This window comes from Hyphomicrobium sp. MC1, assembly GCF_000253295.1.
Classification (GTDB): Bacteria; Pseudomonadota; Alphaproteobacteria; order Rhizobiales; family Hyphomicrobiaceae; genus Hyphomicrobium_B.
This window is the reverse complement of the sequence record NC_015717.1, coordinates 2,389,601-2,413,749: the sequence shown is the minus strand read 5'-3', so window position 1 is coordinate 2,413,749 and position 24,149 is coordinate 2,389,601. Positions and strand designations below refer to the sequence as shown.

Below are 24,149 nucleotides of genomic sequence, written 5' to 3'. Positions count from 1 at the left end.
GCAAGAGCCGGGACCTGATAGTAGGACTAAGGAGAGCCAACGATGGCGAAGGCAAAATTTGAGCGGAACAAGCCGCATTGCAACGTCGGTACGATCGGACACGTCGACCACGGCAAGACAACGCTGACCGCAGCCTTGACGAAAGTTTCGGCCGACCGCGGCTGGACGGCGACCTCGATCGCCTATGACGAAGTTGCCAAGGCTTCTGAAAGCCAGGGCCGTCGCGACCCGACGAAGATTCTGACGATCGCCACGTCGCACGTCGAATACGCGACCCCGAACCGTCACTATGCGCACGTCGACTGCCCCGGCCACGCCGACTACGTCAAGAACATGATCACCGGCGCAGCCCAGATGGACGGCGCGATTCTCGTTGTGTCGGCCGTTGACGGCCCGATGCCGCAGACGCGTGAGCACATCCTTCTCGCTCGCCAGGTCGGCGTGCCGAAGATCGTCGTTTTCTTGAACAAGTGCGACATCGTCGAAGACGAAGAGCTCCTCGACCTCGTCGAAATGGAAGTCCGTGAACTTCTCTCGAAGTACAACTTCCCGGGCGACGACACCCCGGTCATCCGTGGCGCAGCCGTCAAGGCCCTCAACGGTGAGAAGGGCCCGCTCGCTGACGAAGCGATCATCAAGCTGTACGAAGCCATGGACGAGTACATCCCGATCCCGGAGCGTCCGAAGGATCAGCCGTTCCTGATGCCGATCGAAGACGTGTTCTCGATCTCCGGTCGCGGTACCGTCGTCACGGGCCGTATCGAGCGTGGCACCATCAAGGTTGGCGAAGAAGTCGAGATCGTCGGTCTTCGCGACACGCAGAAGTCGGTTGTCACCGGCGTCGAAATGTTCCGCAAGCTGCTCGACTCGGGTGAAGCTGGCGACAACGTCGGCTGCCTCCTGCGCGGTATCGACAAGGAAGCTGTCGAGCGCGGCCAGGTTCTCTGCAAGCCGGGCTCTGTGAAGCCGCACAAGAAGTTCGCCGCTGAGGCCTACATCCTCAACAAGGAAGAGGGTGGCCGTCACACGCCGTTCTTCACGAACTATCGTCCGCAGTTCTACTTCCGCACGACCGACGTGACGGGCACCGTTAAGCTCGCCGAAGGTACGGAAATGGTTATGCCGGGCGACAACGTCTCGGTCGAAGTCGAGCTCGTTCAGCCGATCGCCATGGAAGAGAAAGTTCGTTTCGCTATCCGCGAAGGCGGCCGTACGGTCGGCGCGGGCGTTGTAACGAAAATTATCGAGTAGAAGGCATTTCCGGGGAAGCGTTCTGAATAGCGCGCTTCCCCAAATCTTTTTGCGAGAAGTGAAAGCACAAAGCCATGCACGGCCAAAACATCCGCATCCGGCTCAAGGCGTTCGATCATCGTATTCTCGATGCATCGACCCGCGAGATCGTGAACACGGCGAAGCGTACCGGTGCTGAAGTTCGCGGTCCCATCCCGCTGCCGACGCGCATCGAACGCTTTACGGTCAACCGTTCGCCACACATCGACAAGAAGAGCCGCGAGCAATTCGAGATGCGGACCCACAAGCGTTTGCTCGACATCGTCGATCCGACGCCGCAGACGGTCGACGCATTGATGAAACTCGACCTCGCCGCAGGCGTCGACGTCGAGATCAAGCTCTAAACAAGAACTTCCGGGCCCTCTGGCGGTAACGCGAATGGCCCTAACGATAGGAAGGAATGCAAATGCGTTCCGGAGTGATAGCACAGAAGATCGGTATGACCCGGATCTTCACCGACGCGGGCGAACACATCCCCGTCACGGTGCTGCGTCTTGAGAACCTCCAGGTTCTCTCGCACCGCACCGAGGAGAAGAACGGCTATACCGCCATCCAGGTCGGCGGCGGCACGAGGAAGCCCTCGCGTCTGACGAAGTCCGAGCGCGGCACCTTTGCGAAGGCCGAAGTCGAACCGAAGCGGAAGATCGCAGAGTTTCGTGTCAGTCCTGAGAACCTCATCGATGTTGGCGCGGAAATCACCGCAGACCACTTCGTTCCGGGTCAGTTCGTCGACGTGACGGGCACCACCCAGGGTAAAGGTTTCCAGGGCGCCATGAAGCGCTGGAACTTCGGCGGTCTGCGCGCCACCCACGGCGTCTCGGTCACGCACCGTGCTCACGGTTCGACCGGTCAGCGCCAGGATCCTGGTAAGGTCTTCAAAGGTAAGAAGATGGCCGGCCACTTGGGCGACGAGCGCGTCACGACGCAGAACCTCGTTGTTGCCAAGATCGACAAGGAACGCGGCCTCGTGATGGTTCGCGGTGCTGTCCCCGGTTCCAAAGGTGGCTGGGTTGTCGTTCGCGACGCCGTGAAGAAAGCTGCGCACGCTGATGTTCCGAAGCCCGGTGCATTCAAAGCGCGTGGCGAAGCGAAGAAGGAAGGCGCGTGATGAAAGCCGAAGTTACCAGCCTCGATGCCGGTAAGTCCGGCGACATCGAGCTTGCCGACGACATTTTCGGTCTTGAGGTCCGCAACGACCTCATCCACCGCATGGTGCGCTACCAGACGCTGAAGCGCATGGCCGGCACGCATCATGCTCAGGACCGCTCGGAAGTCGCGGTCACGGGCAAGAAGATGTACAAGCAGAAGGGCACCGGCGGTGCTCGTCACGGCGACAAGTCGGCTCCGCAGTTCCGCGGTGGCGGCAAGGCGTTCGGTCCGAAGCCCCGCTCGCATGCCATCGAGTTGCCGAAGAAGGTGCGCGCTCTGGCGCTCCGTCACGCGCTCTCCTCGAAGGCGAAAGCCGGCGAGATTGTCGTGATCGACAAGGCGACCTCGGCCGAGGGCAAGACGACCGCGCTGAAGGCGCAGTTCGCCAAGCTGTCGCTTGAGAATGCGCTGATCATCGATGGTGCCGAGCTCGAAGTGAATTTCACGCGCGCTGCTCGCAACATCCCGAACATCGACGTGCTCCCGATCCAGGGCATCAACGTCTACGACATTCTCCGTCGTAAGAAGCTGGTGCTGACCCGGGCCGCCGTCGCCGCGCTGGAGGAGCGCTTCAAATGACGATCAAACGCTCCGCATACGACGTCATCGTTGCGCCGGTCATCACGGAAAAGGCGACGCTCGCCTCCGAGGCCAACCAGGTGATCTTCAAGGTCAAGCCTGACGCGACGAAGACCGAGATCAAGTCGGCGGTCGAAGGCCTGTTCAAGGTCAAGGTGAAGGCCGTCAACACGATCGTCCGCAAGGGCAAGCAAAGAACGTTCAAGGGCATCAAGGCCATCTTGAGCGATACGAAAAGGGCGGTCGTGACGCTCGAAGATGGTCATTCCATCGACGTGACGACGGGGCTCTGAGGATAAGTCATGGCGCTTAGAACATACAACCCAACGTCGCCTGGTCGTCGTCACCTTATTCAGGTCGACCGTTCGACGCTCTGGAAGGGCAAGCCGCTCAAGACGCTCGTCGAGGGCAAGACGAAGACCGGTGGTCGCAACAGCGACGGCCGCATCACGTCGCGCCACATCGGCGGCGGCGCGAAGCAGGCCTACCGCAAGATCGACTTCCGTCGCCGGAAGTTCGACGCGCCGGCCAGTGTCGAGCGCCTGGAATACGATCCGAACCGCACCGCGTTCATCGCCCTCATCAAGTACGAGGACGGCACGCAGGCTTACATCTTGGCGCCGCAGCGTCTGGGCGTCGGCGACACGGTCGTCTCGGGTCCGAAGGTTGACGTGAAGCCCGGCAACGCCATGCCGCTGTCGGCCATGCCGATCGGCACGATCGTTCACAACGTCGAGATGAAGCCTGGCAAGGGCGGTCAGGTCGCACGTTCGGCAGGCTCATTCGTTCAGCTCGTCGGCCGCGACTCGGGTTACGCCGTTCTGAAGCTCAACTCGGGTGAAACCCGCAAGGTCAGCGCCGAATGCATGGCGACTGTCGGTGCGGTTTCGAACCCCGACCACATGAACACTGTTGTCGGCAAGGCGGGTCGCACTCGCTGGCTCGGCCGTCGTCCTACCGTTCGCTCGATTGCTATGAACCCAGTCGATCACCCGAACGGTGGTCGTACGAAGGGCGGTAAGCACTGGGCGACGCCGTGGGGCAAGCCGACCAAGGGCTTCAAGACACGCAAGAACAAGACGACCACGAAATATATCGTCCGCTCGCGCCAGAAGGCGAAGAAGAAGTAGTAGCGGCGCTCTGAAGGAGATTCGACTTTGACACGTTCAGTATGGAAAGGTCCGTTCGTCGACGGCTACCTCCTCAAGAAGGCGGAGAAGTCGCGTTCGTCCGGCCGCAATGAGGTGATCAAGATCTGGAGCCGTCGCTCCACGATCCTTCCCCAGTTCGTCGGCCTGACCTTCGGCGTGCACAACGGCCAGAAGCACATCCCCGTCGCTGTGACGGAAGACATGATCGGCCACAAGTTCGGTGAATTCGCTCCGACCCGTATTTTCCACGGCCACGGCGGCGACAAGAAAGCGGTGAAGAAATAATGGGCAAGCCAAGTCATCAGCGCCGCCTCGCTGACACCGAGGCTCAAGCGGTTGTCAAATCGCTGCGCATTTCTCCGCAGAAGCTGAACCTCGTCGCGGGTCTGATCCGTGGCAAGAAGGTCGATCAGGCGCTCGCTGAGCTTGAGTTCAGCGAGAAGCGCATCGCGGGAGATGTCCGCAAGTGCGTGATGAGCGCCGTTGCGAACGCCGAGAATAACCACGCGCTTGACGTCAACGATCTGATCGTTGCTGAAGCCTACGTCGGCAAGAACCTTGTCATGAAGCGTTTCCACGCTCGTGGCCGTGGCCGCGGCGCCGCGATCCTGAAGCCGTTCTCGCAGCTCACCGTCGTCGTCCGTCAGGTCGAAGAGGAAAAGACCGAGAAGAAGAAAGCTGCAAAGAAGTCCGCGCCGAAGGCTGCGGCCAAGGAGGCCAAGTAATATGGGTCAAAAAGTCAATCCCGTCGGCCTTCGCGTTGGCATAAACCGGACCTGGGACAGCCGCTGGTTCGCCGCTCGTGGCGAATACGGCAAGCTGCTTCATGAAGATCGGGCCATCCGCGCGCACATCATGAAAGAGCAGCGCGAAGCCGGCATCTCGAAGGTCGTCATCGAGCGTCCGCACAAGAAGTGCCGCGTCACCGTCATGACGGCGCGTCCCGGCATCCTGATCGGCAAGAAGGGCGAGAAGATCGAACGCCTGCGCGCTGACCTCGCGAAACTGACGAGCTCGGAAGTTCACCTGAACATCCTCGAGATCCGCAAGCCGGAAATCGACGCTACGCTGATCGCCGAGGGCATCGCCCAGCAGCTCGAACGCCGCGTCGCGTTCCGCCGTGCGATGAAGCGTGCCGTTCAGTCGGCTCTCCGTCTCGGCGCCGTCGGTATCCGTATCAACGTCGCCGGCCGTTTGGGTGGCGCTGAAATCGCCCGTACTGAGTGGTACCGCGAAGGCCGCGTGCCGCTGCACACGCTTCGCGCCGACATCGATTTCGGCTACGGCGTTGCACGCACCGCTTACGGCATCATCGGCATCAAGGTGTGGGTCTTCAAAGGCGAGATCATCGAGCACGATCCGATGGCCTCCGACAAGAAGCTCACGGAAATGCAAGAGAGCGGCGCTCCGCGTCCGCGTCGTGACGATGGCGACCGTCAGGATCGTCGTGATCGTCGTCCGGGCCGCGGTGGACGTGGCGGCGGTGGTGGACGTGGTGGCGCGGGTGGCGGCAACGCACCGGCCGCTTCCGACGCTACTCCGTCGGCGCCCGAAGCGTAAGGAATTCAGAGGCACACAATGCTGCAACCGAAACGGACGAAGTTCCGCAAACAGTTCAAGGGCCGCATCCACGGCGTCGCGAAGTCGGGCACCACGCTCGCTTACGGCGAAGTGGGCCTCAAGGCCATGGAGCCCGAGCGTCTCACCGCTCGTCAGATCGAAGCCGCACGCCGGGCCATCGCTCGTCATACGAAGCGCGCTGGCCGCATGTGGCTGCGCATCTTCCCGGACGTGCCGGTGTCGAAGAAGCCTGCCGAAGTCCGTATGGGCTCCGGCAAGGGTTCGCCCGAGCTCTGGGTGGCGCGCGTGAAGCCGGGCCGTATTATTTTCGAGCTTGGCGGTTTGAACCCCCAGGTCGCCAAAGAAGCGCTTGCGCTCGGTGCTGCGAAGCTGCCGATCAAATGCCGCGTCATTACGCGAATTGAATAGGAGTTGAGGAACAGTCATGGCCGATGATTTCAAGGGCATGTCGATCGATCAGCTCGACGACCAGCTGGCGAAGCTGAAGAAGGAGCAGTTCAACCTGCGCTTTCAGAAGGCCTCGGGCCAGCTCGAGAACACCGCGCGCATCCGGACGGTCCGCCGTGACATCGCGCGCGTCAAGACCGCAGCCGTTGCCCGGCGCGGTGGCAGCGTCAAAAAAGGCGCGTAAGGGAGAACGAGATTATGCCGAAGCGCGTGCTGCAGGGTGTCGTGGTATCTGACAAGAACGACAAGACCATCGTCGTTCAGGTTGAGCGTCGCTACACCCATCCGCTGCTGAAGAAGACCGTGCGTCGTACGAAGAAGTACCACGCTCACGATGAATCGAATTCGTTCAAGGTAGGCGACCAGGTCGAAATTCAAGAGACCCGGCCGATCTCCAAGAACAAACGTTGGATTGCCGTCGCGAATTGAGGCATAAGCCTCGCTTCGCTAAGCGATCGAACGCTTACGTAGAGCGCCTTTCAGGCCGTCGGAGAGTTGGGAATTGCCCCAAGACCCCGCGAGCCGGTTGGGAAAATGATGAGATGGGCTTGGAGAGTATGCCTCTCGAAGCCATGAGAGAAGGAATGACGCGATGATCCAGATGGAGAGCAATCTCGACGTCGCCGACAATTCTGGCGCGCGCCGCGTCCAGTGCATCAAGGTGCTGGGTGGCTCGAAGCGCAAGTACGCGACGGTGGGTGATACCATCGTCGTCTCCGTCAAGGAGGCGATCCCGAAGGGTCGCGTCAAGAAGGGCCAGGTGATGAAGGCTGTCATCGTCCGCGTCGCGAAGGGTATCCGCCGCGCCGACGGTTCGCTGATCCGCTTCGATCGCAACGCCGCTGTGCTGGTCAATGCCAACGGCGAACCCGTCGGCACCCGCATCTTCGGACCCGTGACGCGTGAGCTTCGCGCCAAGAACCACATGAAGATCGTATCGCTTGCGCCGGAGGTCCTCTGATGTCGGCTTTTAAAATCAAGAAGGGCGACAACGTCGTCGTCCTCGCCGGCCGCGACAAAGGCAAGCGCGGTGAGGTGATCGAGGTTCGCCCGAAAGAGCACCGCGCCCTCGTGCGTGGCGTCAACATGGTGCGCCGTCACCAGCGCCAGTCGGCGACCCAGGAAGGCGGCATCATTTCCAAGGAAGGTCCGATCGACCTCTCGAACATCGCGCTCGAGGATCCCAAGGACGGCAAGCCGACCCGCGTTGGCTTCAAGGTCCTCGCCGATGGCAAGAAGGTCCGCGTCGCGAAGCGCTCGGGCGAGCAGATCCCGGAGAAGAACTAAGCCATGGCTAAGGAAGAAAAAAAATCCGTGAAGCCGCAGGGCGGCGCCGCCCAGGGCGGTGACAAGAAGGCGAAGGCCGACAAGAAGGCCGCTTCGTCCGAACCGCGTGCTCCTGCTGCGCCGCGTCCGGCCGATTACAAGCCGCGCATGAAATCGCATTACGAGAAGGTCGTCCGCAACGCTCTCAAAGAGAAGTTCGGCTACGCCAACGTGATGCAGATTCCGAAGATCGAAAAAGTCGTCATCAACATGGGCGTTGGCGAAGCCGTCAACGATCGCAAGAAAGTTGACGTCGCCGCTGCCGATCTCGCGCTCATCGCCGGTCAGAAGCCGGTCGTTACCCGCGCCCGCAAGGCCATCGCAACGTACAAGCTGCGCGAAGGCATGGCGATCGGCGCCAAGGTGACGCTCCGCGGCGACCGCATGTACGAATTCCTCGACCGGTTCGTCACGATCGCGCTGCCGCGCGTGAAGGACTTCCGTGGTCTGAACCCGAAGAGCTTCGATGGCCGCGGCAACTACGCGACCGGCCTGAAGGAGCATCTCGTGTTCCCTGAAATCGACTACGACAAAGTCGACAACGTTTTGGGCCTCGACGTGATCGTTTGCACGTCGGCCAAGACCGATGACGAAGCCCGTGAATTGCTCAAGGGCTTCAACTTCCCGTTCCGTAGCTAGAGGACCTCGGCACTCAAAGCCGAAAGGCCTTTGGAGGAGAAGAAATGGCAAAAGTCAGTTCGATCGAAAAGAACAACCGCCGCCGCAAGATGGTGGCGGAGCAAGCCCCGAAGCGTAAGCGCCTCAAGCTGCTCGCTAAGGACAAGACCAAGACGCCGGAAGAGCGTTTCGCTGCCCGCCTGAAGCTGGCCGAGATGCCCCGTAACGGCTCGAAGGTTCGCATCCGCAATCGCTGCGAGATCACCGGCCGCCCGCGCGGCAACTACCGCAAGCTCAAGATGTGCCGCAACCAGCTCCGCGAGCTGGCGAGCCAGGGCCGCATCCCGGGCATGGTCAAGTCGAGCTGGTAAGAGGAAGCATCAATGTCCGTGAATGATCCCATCGGCGATATGCTCACTCGCATCCGGAACGCCCAGATGCGTCGCCGTCCGAAGGTTGCGACCCCGGCCTCGAACCTCCGCGCGCGCGTCCTCGACGTTCTCGCCGAGGAAGGCTACATCCGTGGCTATAGCCGCGTCGAAATGAAGGGCGAACTCCCTCAGTTCGAGATCGAGCTCAAGTATTACAATGGCCAGCCGGCCATCCGTGAGATCGAGCGTATCTCGAAGCCGGGCCGCCGCGTTTATTCGCCCGTGAAGGGTATCCCGACGGTCGCCAACGGCCTCGGCGTCGCCATTCTGTCCACGCCGAAGGGCGTCATGTCGGACACGAAGGCGCGCGAAGCCAACGTCGGCGGCGAAGTCATCTGCAGTATTTTCTAAGGCTGGGGCTTTGGCCTCGGCGAAACAAGGTTTGAAGAAGCCATGTCGCGCATCGGTAAGAAACCCGTTCCGGTCCCGTCGAACGTAACGGCGACGATCACCGGTCAGACCGTCAAGATGAAGGGACCCAAGGGCGAACTCGCCTTTGTTGTTCCCGACGCTTTGAAGGTTCAGAGAACGGACGAAGGCATCGACGTCAGCCTTCTCGAAGACACCAAACTTGCACGCTCGAAGTGGGGCATGTCGCGCACTCAGATCGCGAACCTCATCAAGGGCGTGACGGACGGCTACAGCCAGGATCTCGAAATCCATGGCGTTGGCTTCAAGGCGTCCATGAAGGGCAAGGATACGCTGACCCTTTCGGTCGGCTACAGCCACGACGTCGTGCTGAAGATTCCGGCCGGTGTCGAGGTCAAGGTTGGCGGCGCCAAGCAGGAACTGGTCAACGTTTCCGGCATCGACAAGCAGGCGGTCGGCCAGGTGGCATCCGTCATCCGCGCCTCCCGCAAGCCTGAGCCTTACCAGGGCAAGGGTGTGCGTTATAAAGGCGAATACATCCTCCGCAAGGAAGGTAAGAAGAAGTAGGATCGGCACCGATGGCCAATATGAACCAAAAACTTGCGAACCGCCGTGCGCGCGTTCGCCGTGCCGTCAAGGCAGCCTCCAACGGCCGCCCCCGGCTTTCTGTTCACCGCTCGTCGGAGAACATCTACGCTCAGGTGATCGACGACGTGAAGGGCGTAACGCTCGCCGCTGCCTCGACGCTCGAGAAGGACGTCAAGGGTACGCTGAAGACCGGCGCCGACAAGGCGGCCGCTGCAGCCATCGGCAAGCTCGTTGCAGAACGCGCTGTCAAGGCTGGCGTCACCGAGGTCGTTTTCGATCGCGGCAGCTTCCTTTTTCATGGGCGCGTCAAGGCGCTCGCCGATGCCGCCCGTGAAGGCGGTCTGAAGTTTTAAGAGATACTCGAGAGGAACTAGATCGTGGCACGTGGACCCCAGAGAGAGCGTGGCAGAGACCGCGAGGAACGCGATAGCGAGTTTTCCGATAAGCTCGTGCACATCAATCGCGTTGCGAAGGTCGTCAAGGGCGGTAAGCGCTTCGGCTTCGCTGCGCTGGTCGTCGTCGGCGACCTGAAGGGCCGCGTCGGTTTCGGCCACGGCAAGGCGCGTGAAGTGCCGGAAGCGATCCGCAAGGCAACGGAAGGCGCCAAGCGCAACCTTCTCCGCGTGCCGCTGCGCGACGCTCGCACGCTTCATCACGACAGCGTCGGCCGTCACGGCTCGGGTAAGGTGATCCTGCGCTCGGCTCCGGCCGGTACGGGTATCATCGCCGGTGGTGCAATGCGCGCCGTCTTCGAGATGGTCGGCGTTCACGACATCGTCGCGAAGTCGATGGGCTCGACGAACCCTTACAACGTCGTTCGCGCCACGTTCGACGCGCTGAAGGCCCAGGAAAACCCGCGCGGCGTCGCAGCTCGTCGCAACAAGAAGGTTTCCGATATCGTATCGCGCCGTCGCGACGGCTCGTCGATTGCCGAAGCCGGCGCCGACGTCTGATAGAGAACAACGAAAGCGGCCGGTTGCGCCGTGCCGCTTTGCTATGGGATTTTGAGGTTACGACATGTCGAAGAAAACGATCACGCTGAAGCAGGTGCGCAGCCCCAACCGGCGCCCCGAGCGGCAGGCTGAGACGCTGATCGGCCTCGGGCTGAACAAGCTCGGTCGCACCTCGACGCTCGAAGATACCCCGGCCGTCCGCGGCATGCTGAAGAAAGTTCAGCATCTCGTCCAGGTCGAAGAAGGGAAATAACCTCGCTCGGCGGCCGGCTCCCGGAACGGGAGTCGCCGAGCGCAAGCAAAGAAGGATCTGGGTCCCATGCGGCTCAATGGCATTAAAGACAACCCCGGCGCCAAGAAAACGCGCGTCCGCATCGGCCGTGGTATTGGTTCGGGCCTCGGCAAGATGGGTGGCCGCGGCGGCAAGGGCCAGACGGCCCGTACCGGCGTCGCGATCGGCGGCTTCGAAGGCGGCCAGATGCCGTTGCATCGTCGTCTGCCGAAGCGCGGCTTCAACAAGTGGCGCCCGCAGGATTTCAACGAGATCAACGTCGGCTCGCTGCAGCAGGCCATCGAAGACAAGCGTCTCGACGGCTCCAAGCCCGTTGACCTTGCGACGCTGATCGAGGCCGGCATCGTTCGCCGCCCGAAGCAAGGCCTGCGCCTTCTGGGCGACGGCGAGATCAAGGCCAAGATCTCGATCACGGTCAACCACGCTTCCGCCAAGGCGAAGGAAGCGATCGAGAAGGCCGGTGGCACGATCACGCTGATCGAGCCGAAGGTCATCGCCGCTGACGAAGAAAAGCGGAAAAAGTCAGAGGCCAAGAAGGCTGCTCAGGGCAAGAAGCCCGGCGCCGCGAAATCGGAAGATTAATCGCGCGCCCGGCGGGAGCGGGGGACTGGTCCCGGCCGAGCGTTCGAGGCTGGAAGGCACTGGAAACGGCGCGTTCCGGACCCAAGTTGTGGTTGGGCCTGTCGGCCATCGCCACAACGGTTAGGAGAAGAGACCAATGGTTTCCGCTGCCGAGCAGCTTGCTTCGAACCTGAATTTCAGCGCCTTCGCAAAGGCGGAGGATTTGAAGCGGCGCCTGTGGTTCACGCTTGGTGCGCTGATCGTCTTCCGCCTGGGCACGTTCATTCCGCTGCCGGGCATCAATCCGGCCGCATTCGCCGAGACCTTCAAGTCTCAGGCGGGCGGCATTCTCGGCATGTTCAACATGTTCTCGGGCGGTGCGCTTCAGCGTCTCGCCATTTTCTCGCTGAACATCATGCCGTACATCTCGGCGTCGATCATCATGCAGTTGATGAGCTCGATTTCGCCGAAGCTCGAAGCCCTCAAGAAAGAGGGTGAGGCGGGCCGCAAGCAGATCAACCAATATACGCGCTACCTGACGGTTGTGCTCGCAGCGCTCCAGGCTTACGGCATCGCCGTCGGTCTTGAAGGCTCGCGCAACGCCGCCGGCGCTGTCGTCATGGATCCCGGCCTGTTCTTCCGCGCCACGACCGTTATCACGCTGGTCGGCGGTACCGTGTTCCTGATGTGGCTCGGCGAGCAGATCACGCAGCGCGGCGTCGGTAACGGCACGTCGCTGATCATCTTCGCCGGTATCGTAGCGGGCCTTCCGGGCGCGCTGGTACAACTTTTCGAGCTGTCGCGTACCGGCTCGATCTCGCCTGGCATTCTCGTGTTCTTCCTGGCGCTCGCTCTGGCGGTCGTCGCGGCCATCGTCTTCTTCGAGCGCGCCCAGCGGCGTCTGCTCGTCCAGTATCCGAAGCGACAGGTCGGCAACAAGATGTTCCAGGGCGAGGCTTCGCACTTGCCGCTGAAGCTCAACTCGTCGGGCGTTATTCCGCCGATCTTCGCCTCGTCGCTGCTGTTGCTGCCGATCACGGTTGCCCAGTTTACGGCAGGGCAGGGCCCGGAATGGCTCAACGAGGCGGTCGCCGCGCTCGGTTCAGGCCAGCCGCTCCACATGCTTGTGTACGCGCTGCTGATCCTGTTCTTCGCGTTCTTCTACACCGCGGTTGTGATCAACCCGAAGGAGACGGCCGACAATCTGCGCAAGTACGGCGGCTTCCTGCCCGGTATCCGCCCTGGGGACAAGACCGCCGAGTATATCGACTATGTTCTGACCCGCATCACCGTCGTCGGCGCACTCTATCTGGCAGCAGTCTGCGTTCTCCCTGAGATCCTGACGTCCTACGCCGGCATCCCGCTCTACTTCGGTGGCACCTCGCTGCTGATCGCCGTCAGCGTCACGATGGATACTGTCGCTCAGGTCCAAAGCCACCTGATCGCCCAGCAATACGAAGGCCTCATCAAGAAGGCCAAGCTTCGCGGGGCGCGCCGATGATCCTGATGCTGTTGGGCCCGCCAGGCGCGGGCAAAGGGACGCAGTCGCAGATCATTTCCGAGAAGCTCGGACTGCCTCAGCTTTCCACCGGCGATATGCTCCGCGCGGCCGTGAAAGCCGGAACGCCGGTCGGCCTCAAGGCGAAGAAGATCATGGCGGAAGGCGGCCTCGTCAGCGACGAGATCGTGATCGGCATCATCGCCGACCGCATTTCCGAGCCGGACTGCGCCAAGGGCTTCATTCTGGATGGTTTTCCGCGCACGCTGCCCCAGGCCGATGCGCTGGACGATCTGCTGAAGTCGAAAAACCGCCATATCGATTGCGTGATCGAGCTGAAGGTCGACGACACCAAGCTCGTCGAGCGGATCGAGACCCGCGCTCGCGAAACGCTTGCGGCAGGCGGCACAGTCCGCGCCGATGACAACGCCGAGGCCCTGAAAACGCGCCTGATCGCTTACTACCGCGAGACGGCGCCGCTCATTGGTTACTATTATGCTCACAAGCTGCTGAAGTCGATCGACGGCATGGCGCCGATCGCCGACGTAAGCCGCCAGATTGGCGCATTGTTGAATCAATTCCAGGATGCTTGACAAAGAAAAAAGCACGCATTGACGGAAGGGAAGACCCGAGGTAGAACACGCAACTTTCTTCTAGGGCTCAACTTGATCCGACCAGGGCTTGAACCCCCGGTTCTGCGGTCGTTGCGCCTTTTGGCACTTGAGAAATATCGAATACGGCATCGTTAATTCGACACGAGATTTAAAGGCAGGAGACTGAAGTGGCCCGCATCGCAGGCGTCAACATTCCGACAGGCAAGCGCGTTGAAATCGCGCTGCGTTATATTCATGGCATTGGCCCCAAATTCTCGAAAGAGATTTGTGAGAAGTGCAGCATCCCGCCGGAGCGCCGCGTCAATCAGCTGACCGACGCTGAGGTCCTGCAGATCCGTGAAACCATCGACCGCGATTACACGGTCGAAGGCGATCTCCGCCGCGAAGTTCAGACCAACATCAAGCGCCTGATGGACCTCGGTTGCTACCGCGGTCTTCGTCACCGCAAGGGCCTCCCCGTTCGCGGTCAGCGCACGCACACGAACGCCCGCACCCGCAAGGGCAAGGCTGTTCCGATCGCCGGTAAGAAGAAGGCGACGAGGTAGTTCGTCACCGCAAATTTCTGCGCGCCGGTCTGGTTTTTTAAGATCTCCGGCGCGCGCAACGTTTTTAGCCTCATCGGTTGAGGCATGGAGCAACGACGGTAATGGCCAAGGAAGCAGCAGCGCGCGGCAAAGTCAAAAAGCGCGAGAAGAAGAACATCACGTCGGGCGTCGCGCACGTCAACGCGTCGTTCAACAACACCATGATCACGATCACCGACGCGCAGGGCAACACGATCGCCTGGTCGTCTTCGGGCACGAAGGGCTTCAAGGGTTCGCGCAAGTCGACGCCCTACGCTGCTCAGATCGCCGCCGAAGATGCCGGCAAGAAGGCCCAGGAGCACGGCATGAAGGTGCTCGAAGTCGAAGTCTGTGGTCCGGGCTCGGGTCGTGAATCGGCACTCCGCGCGCTCCAGGCTGTTGGCTTCCAGATCACCTCGATCCGCGACGTGACGCCGATCCCGCACAACGGCTGCCGTCCGCGCAAGCGCCGTCGCGTCTAATACGAAATTCTGCCAGCGCGCCGCTCGTCCGGCGCGCGGCGATGCATGCACTGCTCAAGAGATTCCGCGGCCCGCTCCCCCGTCCGCGCCAAACTAAACGAGGTATCTCGTGAACGTTCTCCAGAAGAACTGGCAAGACCTGATCAAGCCGTCGAAGCTTGAAATTCAGACCGGCCGCGATCGTTCGCGCATCGCGACCGTCGTCGCTGAGCCGCTTGAGCGCGGCTTCGGCATGACGCTCGGCAACGCGCTGCGCCGCGTGCTGCTTTCGTCGCTTCAGGGCGCTGCGATCAAGACCGTGCAGATTGATGGCGTGCTGCATGAGTTCTCGTCGGTCCCCGGCGTCCGCGAAGACGTGACGAACATCATCCTGAACATCAAGGAAATTGCGCTCCGCATCCATTCGGAAGGCGTGAAGCGCATGGTGCTCAAGAAGGAAGGTGCCGGCCCCGTCACCGCAGGCGACATCGAAATGTCGTCCGAAGTCGAAGTCCTGAACCCCGACCACGTGATCTGCCACCTCGACCAGGGCGCCGCGATCCGCATGGAGTTCACCGCCGACATCGGCAAGGGCTACGTCGCGTCTGACCGCAACCGTCCGGAAGATGCGCCGATCGGCCTGATCCCGGTCGACAGCCTCTATTCGCCGGTCAAGAAGGTCTCCTACAAGGTTGAGAACACCCGCGAAGGCCAGATCCTCGACTACGACAAGCTGACGATGGTCGTTGAAACCGACGGCTCGGTCCGCCCGGAAGATGCCGTCGCGCTTGCTGCCCGCATCCTGCAGGACCAGCTCGCGGTCTTCATCAACTTCGAAGAGCCGAAGAAGGCCCAGGAAGAGCAGCGCCATCCGGAGCTCGCCTTCAACGCCGCGCTTCTCAAGAAGGTCGACGAGCTCGAGCTTTCGGTCCGCTCTGCGAACTGCCTGAAGAACGACAACATCGTCTACATCGGCGACCTGATCCAGAAGACGGAAGCCGAGATGCTGCGCACGCCGAACTTCGGCCGCAAGTCGCTCAACGAGATCAAGGAAGTCCTCGCCACGATGGGTCTCCATCTCGGCATGGAAGTTCCGAACTGGCCGCCGGACAACATCGACGAGCTGGCGAAGCGTTTCGAAGACCAGTACTAAGAATTCCGGCTGGCCCGCGGTTCGTGGGCCGGCCGAGTACCCGGATAGCTCAGAGAGCACCGGGTCCTATGGGCGAAGGTGAGGCCACAGAAACTCCCGCGCTCAGACCGGACAGCAATCCGCTGACGGTTGCTTTCACAATGTAAGGATGAAGATACGATGCGACACAAGAAGCTCGGCCGCCGCTTTGGCCGCCACGTTGGTCACCGCCAGGCAATGTTCTCGAACATGGCGGCTGCCCTCATCAAACACGAACAGATCGTCACCACGCTGCCGAAGGCGAAAGACCTGAAGCGCGTCGTCGATAAGTACATCACGCTCGCAAAGCGCGGTGACTTGAACTCGCGCCGTCTGGCTATCGCGCGCCTGCGTGACGAAGACATGGTCAAGAAGCTCTTCGACGTTCTCGCCGCACGCTACAAGGACCGCAACGGCGGCTACACGCGCGTTCTGAAAGCCGGCTTCCGGTATGGCGATAACTCGCCGCGCGCCGTCATCGAACTCGTCGATCGCGACGAGAGCGTGAAGGGCGCCGAGGACAAGGCCCGCCACGAAGCCATGCTCGCCGAGCAGGCCCAGAGCTAACTCGCGCTCGAAGCGACCAGCATGAATTTGCTATGGCCGGGCTTGCCCCGGCCATTTGCGTTTGTGGCTCTTAAGCGATGACGTTGATGGCTCGTCAGATTGGCAGCCAAAATCAAAAACCCCGGCGCTGAGAGCTGCGCCGGGGTTTTGCTTTGGGGGCGATATGATGTGTAAGCGTGCGTAGGAGCGGGATTAAATCCTGCAGGCTCGGCACATCGAGAAATTGCGATGCCCCCTCCAGCTCTTTCGCCAAGGTTGTCGCTCATCTGCATTACACGTGTGTGACGCGAGCCCCGCAGACACCATTTTATCGTCGATCTGACGTTGCCATCCGGGCGCATTCTGCCCGACTATCGCCTCTATCCGGTGCGCGAGGCGCGTGCCGCCTTTGAAACGGTTGGTGCGTCCATGCCTTCGGATTCTCAGGTTGTCGTGACCGGCGCAACCGGCCTTGTCGCCAAGTACACGATTGCCGAGTTTCTCCGTCGTGGACACAGTGTTCGCGGCACGCTGAGAAACATGGGCAAGGCGGACGGCGTTCGCGCGGCGGTGACACGCCTCGGCGCTGACGCTTCGAAGCTGTCGTTTGCTGTCGCCGACCTGACTAGCGATGCCGGCTGGGACGACGCCATCGCTGGCGCCGATGCCGTCGTTCATACGGCTTCGCCGTTTCCGATTTCGCAGCCGGACGATCCCGACGACGTGATCTTGCCCGCGCTCGATGGCACGCTGCGCGTTCTCCGCTCCGCGACGAAAGCCGCCGTCACGCGCGTGGTGCTGACGTCATCCACAGTGGCGATCTTCTATCCCAGCGGCGTGTCGGCGGGGCACATCTATTCCGAGCAGGATTACAGCGACGAAACGCGCCCCGATCTGACGCCCTACGTCAAATCGAAAACCATCGCCGAAAAGGCCGCGTGGGACTTCATCGAGTCGACACACGGTGCCCCCGAGCTGATCGCCATCAATCCGAGTTTCGTGCAAGGCCCGGCCGTCGATGCCGATCTTTCGACCTCGCACGAGCTTTATCGCATCATGGCGAAGGGGACCTATCCGGCAGCTCCGAGCATAAGCTTTCCCGTGACGGATGTGCGCGACATCGCCGCAGCGCACGCGGAAGCGGCAGTACGCCCCGGCGTCGGCGGCAACCGCTATCTGGTCGGCGAGGGGCGCTTGAGCCTTTATGAGCTGGGCCGCATCATGGCGCGCGAACTGCCGGATCTCGCGTCCAAGGTGCCGAAATTCGAGCTTCCCGACTTTGCCGTGCGAACAGCTGCCATATTCGACAGGAAGTTGCGGACCGTTCTGCCCGAGCTTGGCGAAAAGAAAGACTACACCAACGCCAAAGTGAAGGCAGAACTGGGCCTTACGCTCCGTAACGCCGACGACGCCGTCGTCGCCGCGGTGCGATCATTACGAGACCTTAGGTTGATCTGACCGCACCCCAGACCTTATCTCTGCGATCGGATTCGTCTCGCCGGAGACGGTCGAGCATCAACTATGGGACGGTCTTGCAAGACCCATCGCGAAGAGCTGATCGATGACAATGAAGAAGTGGATCCTCGTCTGTGCTGCCATCGTCGCTGGTGCGGCCGTCACACCGAAGATCTTCAGTCCGGCGGAAACGGCGTCCGCCCAAGAGAAGATGCCGCCGCCCTCGCGCGAGGCTATCCAGTATTCCTACGCGCCGATCGTGAAGAAGGCCGCGCCTGCCGTCGTCAACGTCTATGTCCGCAGCCGCGTTCGCACGTTCGACTCACCCTTCGCCAACGATCCCTTCTTCCGTCATTTCTTCGGCGACGCTTTCGGCCGTCCGTCAGAGCGTGTGTTGAGTTCGCTCGGCTCCGGGGTCATCGTCAATCGCGAGGGCCTCGTTGTCACGAACACGCACGTCATCAAGGGCGGCAGCGACGCCGCCATCCGCGTGGCGCTTGCCGATAAGCGCGAGTTCGACGCCAAGGTTATCGCGCAGGACGACAAGGCCGACATCGCCGTGCTGAAGATCGAAGGCGGCGACGGTAATTTCCCCTATCTGCAGTTCGATGATTCAGATTCGCTCGAAGTCGGCGATCTCGTGCTCGCCATCGGCAACCCCTTCGGCGTCGGCCAGACCGTAACGAGCGGCATCGTCTCGGCGTTGTCGCGTTCGGAGATCGGTCAATCGGACAGTCAAGTCTTCATCCAGACCGACGCGGCCATCAATCCCGGTAACTCCGGCGGCGCGCTGGTCGATATGTCCGGTCGCCTCGTCGGCATCAACACGATGATCTATTCGCAGTCCGGCGGTTCCGTCGGTATCGGCTTCGCCATTCCATCGAACCTGGTTCGCGTCTATGCCGAAAGTGCGGAGAAGGGCCGGAAGGTCGAAAAGCCGTGGCTCGGCGCCAAGATCGAAGCCATGACGCGGGACTTCGCCGAAGGCCTCGGCCTCGATCGCGTTTCGGGTGCTGTCGTCACCCGGCTTTACGATAAAGGTCCGGGCGCAGACGCCGGCCTTCAGGCCGGAGACGTGATTACGCATGTCGATGGCGTTGAGGTCGTCGATGCGCGTGCCGTCTATTATCGTTTGATGACGAAAGGCATCGGCCGCACGGCGAAGCTGACCGTCATTCGCAACAAAAAGCCGGTCGATATCGAGATGCCGCTCGTCGCGGCGCCGAAGCCTGGCAAGGGCGACGCCAAGAATCTCTCGGGCAATCACCCGCTCGATGGTGCGCGCATTTCCAACATCCTGCCGTCCGTCGCCGATGAGTATAATCTCGATCAAACTGACGGGGTCGTCGTGACGTCCGTGCGTGACGGTTCGCTGGCTCAGCAGTTCGGCTTCCAGCCGGGTGATGTCATCGTCGCCATCGGGAAGAAGAAGATCGCCAACGTAGACGAGGCCGACCAAGCACTCGAAACGCGCCAGCAGCTCTGGCAGATCTCAGTCAAGCGCGGCAGCCGCGTCCTCCAGCTTCAGGTGCCGGGTTAGGGATCGCAGCCCTGGGTGTTAACCTCGATTGCCGCGCAACTGTCGAGAAGCTGACAAAATCATGGCCGAGGTTACGCCTCGCGACCTCCGCGGTCGCGCCCAGTAGGCGTAACGGAGTGAGCCGATGTCCGAGAACCGTGGCGTGTTGATCATCGGCGAGGACGCCGTCCTGAAAGGCGAGGTCAAAAGCGGCCAGCGCGTCGAAATCTGGGGCTACGTCGAAGGCGGCGTCACAGCCTCAGAGGTCATCGTGCAAGAAGGTGGCAAGCTCTTCGGCACCATCAATTCCGATACCGCAGAAATCCGCGGCACCATCCAGGGCGACGTCCGCGTCCAGCAGCTCATTCAGATCAAGAGCACCGGCCACGCCGCTGGCAAGATCAAATACGGCCGCTTGTCGATGGAAGAGGGCGGCGAACTCACGGCACATGTCCGTAACATCCCGCCCACCCTTGGCGGCGATCTCGACCTGACCGTCACGAAAGGCCGTTCGGTGCGCATCACTACGGCCGACCTCAACGCCCTCGATCCCGATGACCGGCCCGAAAATCTGACGTTCCATATCTCGAACGCGTCGGGCGGTTCCGTCGTCCTGTCCAACGATCCTGCGCAGGCCGTGGCGACGTTCTCGCAGGCCGATCTCGAACGCGGCATGGTCTATTTCACGCACGATGGCTCGGACGCGGCACAGGCCCGTTTCGACGTCGAAGTCAGCGACGTCTCCGGCGCCACCTCCGGCACTCCACAAACGGTCAACGTCGCTGTACGGAACGATTAGCTAAAATCGGAGACCCATCTCCAACTGCCGTCATCCCGGCGCAGGCCGGGATCCAGACAAGCCGCGACAGCCGTTATGTTGAGGTTTGTCTGGGTGCCGACCTTCGTCGGCATGACGGTGGGTGAAGCGAATGTTCGCGCCTAGCGGCCGGCTCCGCGGAGCGGAGTCGCTCGGCGCAAATAAAGCACTCGGCCGGCGCGCGGACGCGTGTTGCCAAGCGCCAGCAAAAGAGCCTTTGGACGCCGGCCGCGCGGCCTTATATAAGGCGCGTATGACCAATCTCTTCGAAGCTGCCGGACTGGAAAAGAGCGCACCTCGGCCGCTCGCCGATAGGCTGCGCCCCAAGACGCTGTCGGAAGTCGTCGGCCAGGAACATATCGTCGGACCCGAAGGCACGCTGACGCGGATGCTGAAGAGTGGCCGCGTGCCGAGCCTTATTTTCTGGGGACCGCCCGGCTCCGGCAAAACGACGATTGCGCGCCTGCTCGCGGGCGAAACGAACCTTGTGTTCGAGCAACTCTCGGCCATCTTCTCGGGCGTCGCCGAGCTGCGCAAAGCCTTCGACCGCGCCAAGATCATGCGCGAGCAGGGCAAGGGCACGCTGCTCTTCATCGATGAGATACATCGCTTCAACCGTTCGCAGCAGGACAGTTTCCTGCCCTACATGGAAGACGGCACGATCACGCTCGTCGGCGCCACGACCGAGAACCCGTCGTTCGAACTCAACGCCGCTGTGCTTTCGCGCGCGAGCGTGCTGGTTCTCAATCGCCTGACGGACGAAAACCTTGAAACGATCTTGGAACGCGCTGAGAAGGAGGTCGGCCGGCCGCTACCGCTCGATGATGACGCCCGAGACGCGCTGAAGGGCATGGCGGACGGCGACGGCCGATCGATCTTGAACCTCGTCGAAGATGTGTTTGCTGCTGTTCCAGCGAAGGGCAAACCGTTGACGCGCGAAGCCCTCGTCAAGCTCGTGCAGCGTCGCGCGCCGCTTTACGACAAGTCGCGCGAAGGTCATTACAACCTGATCTCTGCGCTGCATAAGGCCGTGCGCGGTTCCGATCCCGACGCCGCGCTCTATTATTTCTGCCGGATGCTCGACGGTGGCGAGGACCGTTTGTTCCTTGCGCGTCGCATCGTACGGATGGCGGTGGAAGACATCGGCCTCGCCGATCCGCAGGCGCTTGTCGTCGCGAATGCCGCCAAGGACGCCTATGATTTCTTAGGCTCTCCGGAAGGCGAACTTGCGTTGGCCGAAGCCGTTATTTACGTCGCGACGGCGCCGAAATCGAACGCCAACTACGTCGCCTACAAGGCCGCGATGCGCGCTGCGAAAGAGCACGGCTCGCTGTCGCCGCCGAAGACGATCCTGAACGCGCCCACCAAACTGATGGAGGAGGAGGGCTACGGCTCCGACTACCTCTACGATCACGATCAGCCGGACGCATTCTCAGGGCAGAATTATTTCCCCGACGCTTTCAAGAAGCGCCCGCAATACTACGACCCGCCCGAGCGCGGCTTCGAACGCGAAATCAAGAAACGCCTCGATTACTGGGCCAAACTCCGCGCCGAGCGGAGTGGCAGATAGGCCGCCGGCCGAGGGGTCTTCCCACCATTTACAGTTTGGTAAGTCCGCGAACGGTTCGAATTCCGCTACGACTGTTGCGACGTTAGAATGCCGACCTCCGAGGATCGTCAGATGGCCCAGCAATCGATAGAACCAAACCCGCGATCGCCGCAGCCGCTGCTGCATTCCATCGCCATTGCCGATCTACGGCCGACGCAGATGACGGTCGGCATGCGCGAGGTCGAGCGCAAACGCGCCGAATGGAAGAAACTCGCGCCGACAAAGACGGGCACATTCCTCGGTCGCCATATGATCCCCGTCGTCCGCGGCCCGAAGAACCGCTACTACGTCATCGATCATCATCATCTAGGCCGTGCACTGCATGACGAAGGCGTCGAGCAGGTTTTGATTTCGCCGGTCGCCGACCTTCGTGCGCTCGACAAAGAAGAGTTCTGGCGCTTCATGGACAATCGCGGCTGGATGCATCCGTTCGACAGCGGCGGCGAGCGCCAGACGCGCACGGAGCTTCCCAAGTCGATAGCCGAACTCGTGGACGATCCGTATCGCAGCCTCGCGGGAGAACTTCGCTTCGCGGGTGGCTACGCGAAGGACGCAACGCCATTCAGCGAATTTCTTTGGGCCGACGCACTCCGCCGCCGTGTCGATGCCAAGATCGCCAAAAGCGACCCCGAATCTGCGCTGACGCAGGCACTTCAGTTCGCTAAAAGCCCCGAAGCATCGTATCTTCCCGGTTGGTGCGGGCCTCATGCTCGCTCATAACGTTAGCAGGTAAGAGAAACATGGCGACGACCGAGCAGCACGTTGTAGAACGCGTCGGCTGGCTGCGCGCAGCGGTCTTGGGCGCCAACGACGGCATTGTCTCGACCGCAAGCTTGATTGCGGGTGTCGCTTCGGCCGATTCCTCGCAGCAATCTATTCTCATCGCGGGCGTCGCCGGTCTCGTCGCCGGTGCGCTTTCCATGGCCGCCGGTGAATACGTGTCGGTCAGCTCCCAACGGGACGCAGAAAATGCCGACCTTGCCCGAGAGCGCAAAGAACTCGTCGATCAACCGGACTTTGAGCTTCAGGAACTGACCGACATCTACGTCGCCCGCGGCGTTGAGCCATCGCTCGCACGTCAAGTCGCGCAGCAACTGATGGCGCGTGATGCGCTTGGGGTCCATGCCCGAGAGGAACTTGGCATTTCCGAGTTGACGACGGCACGCCCCATCACGGCTGCGCTGGCATCGGCTGTGTCTTTCGCCGTCGGGGCGGCAGTTCCTGTCCTGGTGGCGCTTTTCTCGCCGGAAGGCCGCGTGACCTGGTTAGTCACCGTCGCCTCTCTTGTCTGCCTCGCGGCTCTCGGCGCCATCGGAGCCCAGGCCGGCGGAGCGAATATTGGGCGTGCCGTCGTGCGGGTAACCTTCTGGGGCGCGCTGGCGATGGCGATAACCGCGGCCATCGGCCATCTTTCTGGGGCCGCCGTTTAGCGGCCGTTTATCTTACCGCCCTTCCTAGCCGCCCGGATCGGCGCTATACGGAATTCCGCTAAGGATTCCTCTTATGATCTTCGCACTTCGCTTGCCACCGGAATTTTCTGGGGCCGCACGACGTTGGACACTCCGATGACCGACACGCCTTCAAAAGTCGAAACGCTGCGCGTCGCGCACGGCGAGGCCGATATGCGCCTCGACCGCTGGTTTCGCGTGCATTTCCCGGAGGTCGGCTACACCTATCTCCAGAAGCTTCTGCGTTCGGGGCAGGTCCGCGTCGATTCCAAGCGCGCGCAGGCGAACGACCGTCTCAATGTCGGCGCAGAAATCCGCGTTCCTGCGATCGTTCGTCAGCCCAAAAAGTCGGGGCCGGGACTGCAGGCCCCTCCCGGCGTCTCAAAGGGCGACCGCGATACCATCGAAAAGATGATCCTGTTCGAGGATGACTACGTTCTCGTTCTGAATAAGCCGTTCGGCCTCGCGGTCCAGGGCGGCACCGGTACGAAGAAGCACATCGACGGCATGCTCGAAGGCATGGCCGACCGCTTCGGCGGCGAGCGTCCGCGGCTGGTACATCGCCTTGACCGCGACACGACCGGCGTGCTGCTCGTTGCCAAAACGCGCGAGGCGGCAGCGAAGCTCGGGCGGACGTTCCAGACACGCTCCGCTGCGAAAACCTATTGGGCGCTCGTGAAGGGCGTTCCGAAGCCGCCGCAGGGCAAGGTCGAGGCAGCACTCGTCAAAGCCTCAGGACCTGACGGCGATCGCGTCCGCAAGGCAAAACCCGGCGAGCAGGACGTCGCGATGCACGCGACCACACACTATTCCGTCATAGATCGCGCTGCGCACAAAACGGCGTGGGTATCACTGAAGCCGGTGACCGGCCGCCAGCATCAGCTCCGCGCGCACATGCATCTCATCGGCCATCCGATCGTCGGCGACAACAAGTACGAGGGCGACGTTCACATGCCCGCCGAGAATATCGATAAGAAGCTTCACTTGCACGCGCGCCGCCTCGTTATTCCGCATCCGAAAGGCGGAAAGACCATCGACGTTACCGCGCCGTTGCCCGATCACATGCGGCGCACTTGGGAACTCCTGGGTTTCGACGAAGAAAAGTTCGAATAG

Annotated in this window: 35 protein-coding genes; all 35 read left to right on the top strand. The window is 61.6% G+C overall.

The window, feature by feature from the left end:
* Nucleotides 1–42 precede the first annotated feature (42 nt).
* The 35 genes from tuf (at nucleotide 43) to HYPMC_RS11700 (ending at nucleotide 24,149) form a co-directional block, all read left to right on the top strand.
* Entirely contained in the window at nucleotides 43–1,251 is a 1,209-nt protein-coding gene (tuf, locus tag HYPMC_RS11870) for an elongation factor Tu (protein WP_013948193.1), read from the top strand.
* A gap of 74 nt (nucleotides 1,252–1,325) precedes the next feature.
* Nucleotides 1,326–1,634: a 30S ribosomal protein S10 gene (rpsJ, locus tag HYPMC_RS11865; protein ID WP_013215045.1), complete on the top strand. Its 309-nt coding sequence runs from the start codon at nucleotides 1,326–1,328 to the stop codon at nucleotides 1,632–1,634.
* A gap of 62 nt (nucleotides 1,635–1,696) precedes the next feature.
* Nucleotides 1,697–2,398 (top strand): 50S ribosomal protein L3, encoded by a 702-nt coding sequence (gene rplC / locus HYPMC_RS11860; RefSeq protein ID WP_013948192.1) that lies wholly within the window; start codon nucleotides 1,697–1,699, stop codon nucleotides 2,396–2,398.
* Complete coding sequence (gene rplD / locus HYPMC_RS11855) at nucleotides 2,398–3,018, top strand: 50S ribosomal protein L4 (RefSeq protein ID WP_013948191.1); 621 nt, start codon at nucleotides 2,398–2,400, stop codon at nucleotides 3,016–3,018. Before rplC ends, rplD begins: the two co-directional genes overlap by 1 nt.
* Nucleotides 3,015–3,311 (top strand): 50S ribosomal protein L23, encoded by a 297-nt coding sequence (locus tag HYPMC_RS11850; RefSeq protein ID WP_013948190.1) that lies wholly within the window; start codon nucleotides 3,015–3,017, stop codon nucleotides 3,309–3,311. The genes rplD and HYPMC_RS11850 overlap by 4 nt, the downstream gene beginning before the upstream one ends.
* Before the next feature lie 9 nt (nucleotides 3,312–3,320).
* Nucleotides 3,321–4,148 carry a 50S ribosomal protein L2 gene (gene rplB, locus HYPMC_RS11845; protein ID WP_013948189.1) on the top strand — a complete coding sequence of 276 codons (828 nt, stop codon included), beginning with the start codon at nucleotides 3,321–3,323 and terminating at the stop codon, nucleotides 4,146–4,148.
* 27 nt (nucleotides 4,149–4,175) lie between these two features.
* Complete coding sequence (gene rpsS, locus HYPMC_RS11840) at nucleotides 4,176–4,454, top strand: 30S ribosomal protein S19 (protein WP_013948188.1); 279 nt, start codon at nucleotides 4,176–4,178, stop codon at nucleotides 4,452–4,454.
* On the top strand, nucleotides 4,454–4,894 hold the full coding sequence (gene rplV / locus HYPMC_RS11835) for a 50S ribosomal protein L22 (RefSeq protein ID WP_013948187.1): 441 nt from the start codon (nucleotides 4,454–4,456) through the stop codon (nucleotides 4,892–4,894). The genes rpsS and rplV overlap by 1 nt, the downstream gene beginning before the upstream one ends.
* A 1-nt stretch (nucleotide 4,895) precedes the next feature.
* A complete protein-coding gene (gene rpsC, locus HYPMC_RS11830) occupies nucleotides 4,896–5,729 on the top strand; it encodes a 30S ribosomal protein S3 (RefSeq protein ID WP_013948186.1) in 834 nt (277 codons plus the stop codon).
* An 18-nt stretch (nucleotides 5,730–5,747) separates the two neighbouring features.
* Nucleotides 5,748–6,158 (top strand): 50S ribosomal protein L16, encoded by a 411-nt coding sequence (gene rplP / locus HYPMC_RS11825; protein WP_013948185.1) that lies wholly within the window; start codon nucleotides 5,748–5,750, stop codon nucleotides 6,156–6,158.
* 16 nt (nucleotides 6,159–6,174) lie between these two features.
* Nucleotides 6,175–6,381 (top strand): 50S ribosomal protein L29, encoded by a 207-nt coding sequence (gene rpmC, locus HYPMC_RS11820; RefSeq protein ID WP_013948184.1) that lies wholly within the window; start codon nucleotides 6,175–6,177, stop codon nucleotides 6,379–6,381.
* A gap of 14 nt (nucleotides 6,382–6,395) precedes the next feature.
* Nucleotides 6,396–6,626: a 30S ribosomal protein S17 gene (gene rpsQ, locus HYPMC_RS11815; RefSeq protein WP_013948183.1), complete on the top strand. Its 231-nt coding sequence runs from the start codon at nucleotides 6,396–6,398 to the stop codon at nucleotides 6,624–6,626.
* A gap of 163 nt (nucleotides 6,627–6,789) precedes the next feature.
* Nucleotides 6,790–7,158, top strand: coding sequence for a 50S ribosomal protein L14 (gene rplN / locus HYPMC_RS11810; protein WP_013948182.1), 369 nt, complete (start codon nucleotides 6,790–6,792; stop codon nucleotides 7,156–7,158).
* Nucleotides 7,158–7,484, top strand: coding sequence for a 50S ribosomal protein L24 (gene rplX / locus HYPMC_RS11805; protein ID WP_013948181.1), 327 nt, complete (start codon nucleotides 7,158–7,160; stop codon nucleotides 7,482–7,484). Before rplN ends, rplX begins: the two co-directional genes overlap by 1 nt.
* Nucleotides 7,485–7,487: 3 nt before the next feature.
* Nucleotides 7,488–8,162 carry a 50S ribosomal protein L5 gene (gene rplE / locus HYPMC_RS11800; protein WP_013948180.1) on the top strand — a complete coding sequence of 225 codons (675 nt, stop codon included), beginning with the start codon at nucleotides 7,488–7,490 and terminating at the stop codon, nucleotides 8,160–8,162.
* Nucleotides 8,163–8,206: 44 nt separating this feature from the next.
* Nucleotides 8,207–8,512 (top strand): 30S ribosomal protein S14, encoded by a 306-nt coding sequence (rpsN, locus tag HYPMC_RS11795; RefSeq protein WP_013948179.1) that lies wholly within the window; start codon nucleotides 8,207–8,209, stop codon nucleotides 8,510–8,512.
* 12 nt (nucleotides 8,513–8,524) lie between these two features.
* The gene (gene rpsH, locus HYPMC_RS11790) at nucleotides 8,525–8,923 is read left to right on the top strand and encodes a 30S ribosomal protein S8 (RefSeq protein WP_013948178.1); all 399 of its coding nucleotides are present in this window, start codon (nucleotides 8,525–8,527) and stop codon (nucleotides 8,921–8,923) included.
* Between the two features lie 42 nt (nucleotides 8,924–8,965).
* On the top strand, nucleotides 8,966–9,508 hold the full coding sequence (gene rplF / locus HYPMC_RS11785) for a 50S ribosomal protein L6 (RefSeq protein WP_013948177.1): 543 nt from the start codon (nucleotides 8,966–8,968) through the stop codon (nucleotides 9,506–9,508).
* A gap of 11 nt (nucleotides 9,509–9,519) precedes the next feature.
* Complete coding sequence (rplR, locus tag HYPMC_RS11780) at nucleotides 9,520–9,882, top strand: 50S ribosomal protein L18 (RefSeq protein ID WP_013948176.1); 363 nt, start codon at nucleotides 9,520–9,522, stop codon at nucleotides 9,880–9,882.
* A 24-nt stretch (nucleotides 9,883–9,906) separates the two neighbouring features.
* Nucleotides 9,907–10,482 (top strand): 30S ribosomal protein S5, encoded by a 576-nt coding sequence (rpsE, locus tag HYPMC_RS11775; RefSeq protein WP_013948174.1) that lies wholly within the window; start codon nucleotides 9,907–9,909, stop codon nucleotides 10,480–10,482.
* Nucleotides 10,483–10,546: 64 nt separating this feature from the next.
* Nucleotides 10,547–10,735 carry a 50S ribosomal protein L30 gene (gene rpmD, locus HYPMC_RS11770; protein ID WP_013948173.1) on the top strand — a complete coding sequence of 63 codons (189 nt, stop codon included), beginning with the start codon at nucleotides 10,547–10,549 and terminating at the stop codon, nucleotides 10,733–10,735.
* Between the two features lie 66 nt (nucleotides 10,736–10,801).
* On the top strand, nucleotides 10,802–11,356 hold the full coding sequence (gene rplO / locus HYPMC_RS11765; RefSeq protein WP_013948172.1) for a 50S ribosomal protein L15: 555 nt from the start codon (nucleotides 10,802–10,804) through the stop codon (nucleotides 11,354–11,356).
* Between the two features lie 136 nt (nucleotides 11,357–11,492).
* Nucleotides 11,493–12,836 (top strand): preprotein translocase subunit SecY, encoded by a 1,344-nt coding sequence (secY, locus tag HYPMC_RS11760; RefSeq protein WP_013948171.1) that lies wholly within the window; start codon nucleotides 11,493–11,495, stop codon nucleotides 12,834–12,836.
* Entirely contained in the window at nucleotides 12,833–13,426 is a 594-nt protein-coding gene (locus HYPMC_RS11755; protein ID WP_013948170.1) for an adenylate kinase, read from the top strand. The genes secY and HYPMC_RS11755 overlap by 4 nt, the downstream gene beginning before the upstream one ends.
* 188 nt (nucleotides 13,427–13,614) lie before the next feature.
* Nucleotides 13,615–13,992, top strand: a complete 378-nt coding sequence (gene rpsM, locus HYPMC_RS11750) for a 30S ribosomal protein S13 (RefSeq protein ID WP_013948169.1) — start codon at nucleotides 13,615–13,617, stop codon at nucleotides 13,990–13,992.
* Nucleotides 13,993–14,093: 101 nt separating this feature from the next.
* On the top strand, nucleotides 14,094–14,492 hold the full coding sequence (gene rpsK, locus HYPMC_RS11745) for a 30S ribosomal protein S11 (RefSeq protein ID WP_013948167.1): 399 nt from the start codon (nucleotides 14,094–14,096) through the stop codon (nucleotides 14,490–14,492).
* A 109-nt stretch (nucleotides 14,493–14,601) separates the two neighbouring features.
* On the top strand, nucleotides 14,602–15,624 hold the full coding sequence (locus HYPMC_RS11740) for a DNA-directed RNA polymerase subunit alpha (protein WP_013948166.1): 1,023 nt from the start codon (nucleotides 14,602–14,604) through the stop codon (nucleotides 15,622–15,624).
* 159 nt (nucleotides 15,625–15,783) lie between these two features.
* Nucleotides 15,784–16,209 carry a 50S ribosomal protein L17 gene (gene rplQ, locus HYPMC_RS11735; protein WP_013948165.1) on the top strand — a complete coding sequence of 142 codons (426 nt, stop codon included), beginning with the start codon at nucleotides 15,784–15,786 and terminating at the stop codon, nucleotides 16,207–16,209.
* 324 nt (nucleotides 16,210–16,533) lie between these two features.
* A complete protein-coding gene (locus HYPMC_RS11730; protein WP_013948164.1) occupies nucleotides 16,534–17,646 on the top strand; it encodes an NAD-dependent epimerase/dehydratase family protein in 1,113 nt (370 codons plus the stop codon).
* A 103-nt stretch (nucleotides 17,647–17,749) separates the two neighbouring features.
* Entirely contained in the window at nucleotides 17,750–19,183 is a 1,434-nt protein-coding gene (locus HYPMC_RS11725) for a Do family serine endopeptidase (RefSeq protein ID WP_013948163.1), read from the top strand.
* Between the two features lie 124 nt (nucleotides 19,184–19,307).
* A complete protein-coding gene (locus HYPMC_RS11720; RefSeq protein WP_013948162.1) occupies nucleotides 19,308–19,961 on the top strand; it encodes a polymer-forming cytoskeletal protein in 654 nt (217 codons plus the stop codon).
* 271 nt (nucleotides 19,962–20,232) lie between these two features.
* The gene (locus HYPMC_RS11715; RefSeq protein ID WP_024276057.1) at nucleotides 20,233–21,549 is read left to right on the top strand and encodes a replication-associated recombination protein A; all 1,317 of its coding nucleotides are present in this window, start codon (nucleotides 20,233–20,235) and stop codon (nucleotides 21,547–21,549) included.
* A 111-nt stretch (nucleotides 21,550–21,660) separates the two neighbouring features.
* Complete coding sequence (locus HYPMC_RS11710; protein ID WP_013948160.1) at nucleotides 21,661–22,308, top strand: ParB-like protein; 648 nt, start codon at nucleotides 21,661–21,663, stop codon at nucleotides 22,306–22,308.
* Nucleotides 22,309–22,328: 20 nt separating this feature from the next.
* Nucleotides 22,329–23,018, top strand: coding sequence for a VIT family protein (locus HYPMC_RS11705; protein WP_013948159.1), 690 nt, complete (start codon nucleotides 22,329–22,331; stop codon nucleotides 23,016–23,018).
* 135 nt (nucleotides 23,019–23,153) lie between these two features.
* On the top strand, nucleotides 23,154–24,149 hold the full coding sequence (locus HYPMC_RS11700) for an RluA family pseudouridine synthase (protein ID WP_013948158.1): 996 nt from the start codon (nucleotides 23,154–23,156) through the stop codon (nucleotides 24,147–24,149).

Excerpts from the sequence above, each read along its gene's own strand:
- HYPMC_RS11755 (WP_013948170.1), top strand. The coding sequence starts at position 12,833 with ATGATCCTGATGCTGTTGGGCCCGCCAGGCGCGGGCAAAGGGACGCAG.
- rpsH (WP_013948178.1), top strand. The coding sequence starts at position 8,525 with ATGTCCGTGAATGATCCCATCGGCGATATGCTCACTCGCATCCGGAAC.
- rplE (WP_013948180.1), top strand. The coding sequence starts at position 7,488 with ATGGCTAAGGAAGAAAAAAAATCCGTGAAGCCGCAGGGCGGCGCCGCC.
- rplQ (WP_013948165.1), top strand. The coding sequence starts at position 15,784 with ATGCGACACAAGAAGCTCGGCCGCCGCTTTGGCCGCCACGTTGGTCAC.
- rplF (WP_013948177.1), top strand. The coding sequence starts at position 8,966 with ATGTCGCGCATCGGTAAGAAACCCGTTCCGGTCCCGTCGAACGTAACG.
- rpsJ (WP_013215045.1), top strand. The coding sequence starts at position 1,326 with ATGCACGGCCAAAACATCCGCATCCGGCTCAAGGCGTTCGATCATCGT.
- HYPMC_RS11725 (WP_013948163.1), top strand. The coding sequence starts at position 17,750 with ATGACAATGAAGAAGTGGATCCTCGTCTGTGCTGCCATCGTCGCTGGT.
- rplV (WP_013948187.1), top strand. The coding sequence starts at position 4,454 with ATGGGCAAGCCAAGTCATCAGCGCCGCCTCGCTGACACCGAGGCTCAA.
- rpsC (WP_013948186.1), top strand. The coding sequence starts at position 4,896 with ATGGGTCAAAAAGTCAATCCCGTCGGCCTTCGCGTTGGCATAAACCGG.
- rplB (WP_013948189.1), top strand. The coding sequence starts at position 3,321 with ATGGCGCTTAGAACATACAACCCAACGTCGCCTGGTCGTCGTCACCTT.
- rplD (WP_013948191.1), top strand. The coding sequence starts at position 2,398 with ATGAAAGCCGAAGTTACCAGCCTCGATGCCGGTAAGTCCGGCGACATC.
- HYPMC_RS11705 (WP_013948159.1), top strand. The coding sequence starts at position 22,329 with ATGGCGACGACCGAGCAGCACGTTGTAGAACGCGTCGGCTGGCTGCGC.
- secY (WP_013948171.1), top strand. The coding sequence starts at position 11,493 with ATGGTTTCCGCTGCCGAGCAGCTTGCTTCGAACCTGAATTTCAGCGCC.
- tuf (WP_013948193.1), top strand. The coding sequence starts at position 43 with ATGGCGAAGGCAAAATTTGAGCGGAACAAGCCGCATTGCAACGTCGGT.
- rplO (WP_013948172.1), top strand. The coding sequence starts at position 10,802 with ATGCGGCTCAATGGCATTAAAGACAACCCCGGCGCCAAGAAAACGCGC.
- rplC (WP_013948192.1), top strand. The coding sequence starts at position 1,697 with ATGCGTTCCGGAGTGATAGCACAGAAGATCGGTATGACCCGGATCTTC.
- rpsK (WP_013948167.1), top strand. The coding sequence starts at position 14,094 with ATGGCCAAGGAAGCAGCAGCGCGCGGCAAAGTCAAAAAGCGCGAGAAG.
- rplX (WP_013948181.1), top strand. The coding sequence starts at position 7,158 with ATGTCGGCTTTTAAAATCAAGAAGGGCGACAACGTCGTCGTCCTCGCC.
- rplN (WP_013948182.1), top strand. The coding sequence starts at position 6,790 with ATGATCCAGATGGAGAGCAATCTCGACGTCGCCGACAATTCTGGCGCG.
- rplR (WP_013948176.1), top strand. The coding sequence starts at position 9,520 with ATGGCCAATATGAACCAAAAACTTGCGAACCGCCGTGCGCGCGTTCGC.
- HYPMC_RS11715 (WP_024276057.1), top strand. The coding sequence starts at position 20,233 with ATGACCAATCTCTTCGAAGCTGCCGGACTGGAAAAGAGCGCACCTCGG.
- HYPMC_RS11700 (WP_013948158.1), top strand. The coding sequence starts at position 23,154 with ATGACCGACACGCCTTCAAAAGTCGAAACGCTGCGCGTCGCGCACGGC.
- rplP (WP_013948185.1), top strand. The coding sequence starts at position 5,748 with ATGCTGCAACCGAAACGGACGAAGTTCCGCAAACAGTTCAAGGGCCGC.
- HYPMC_RS11710 (WP_013948160.1), top strand. The coding sequence starts at position 21,661 with ATGGCCCAGCAATCGATAGAACCAAACCCGCGATCGCCGCAGCCGCTG.
- rpsN (WP_013948179.1), top strand. The coding sequence starts at position 8,207 with ATGGCAAAAGTCAGTTCGATCGAAAAGAACAACCGCCGCCGCAAGATG.
- HYPMC_RS11720 (WP_013948162.1), top strand. The coding sequence starts at position 19,308 with ATGTCCGAGAACCGTGGCGTGTTGATCATCGGCGAGGACGCCGTCCTG.
- rpmC (WP_013948184.1), top strand. The coding sequence starts at position 6,175 with ATGGCCGATGATTTCAAGGGCATGTCGATCGATCAGCTCGACGACCAG.
- rpmD (WP_013948173.1), top strand. The coding sequence starts at position 10,547 with ATGTCGAAGAAAACGATCACGCTGAAGCAGGTGCGCAGCCCCAACCGG.
- rpsQ (WP_013948183.1), top strand. The coding sequence starts at position 6,396 with ATGCCGAAGCGCGTGCTGCAGGGTGTCGTGGTATCTGACAAGAACGAC.
- HYPMC_RS11850 (WP_013948190.1), top strand. The coding sequence starts at position 3,015 with ATGACGATCAAACGCTCCGCATACGACGTCATCGTTGCGCCGGTCATC.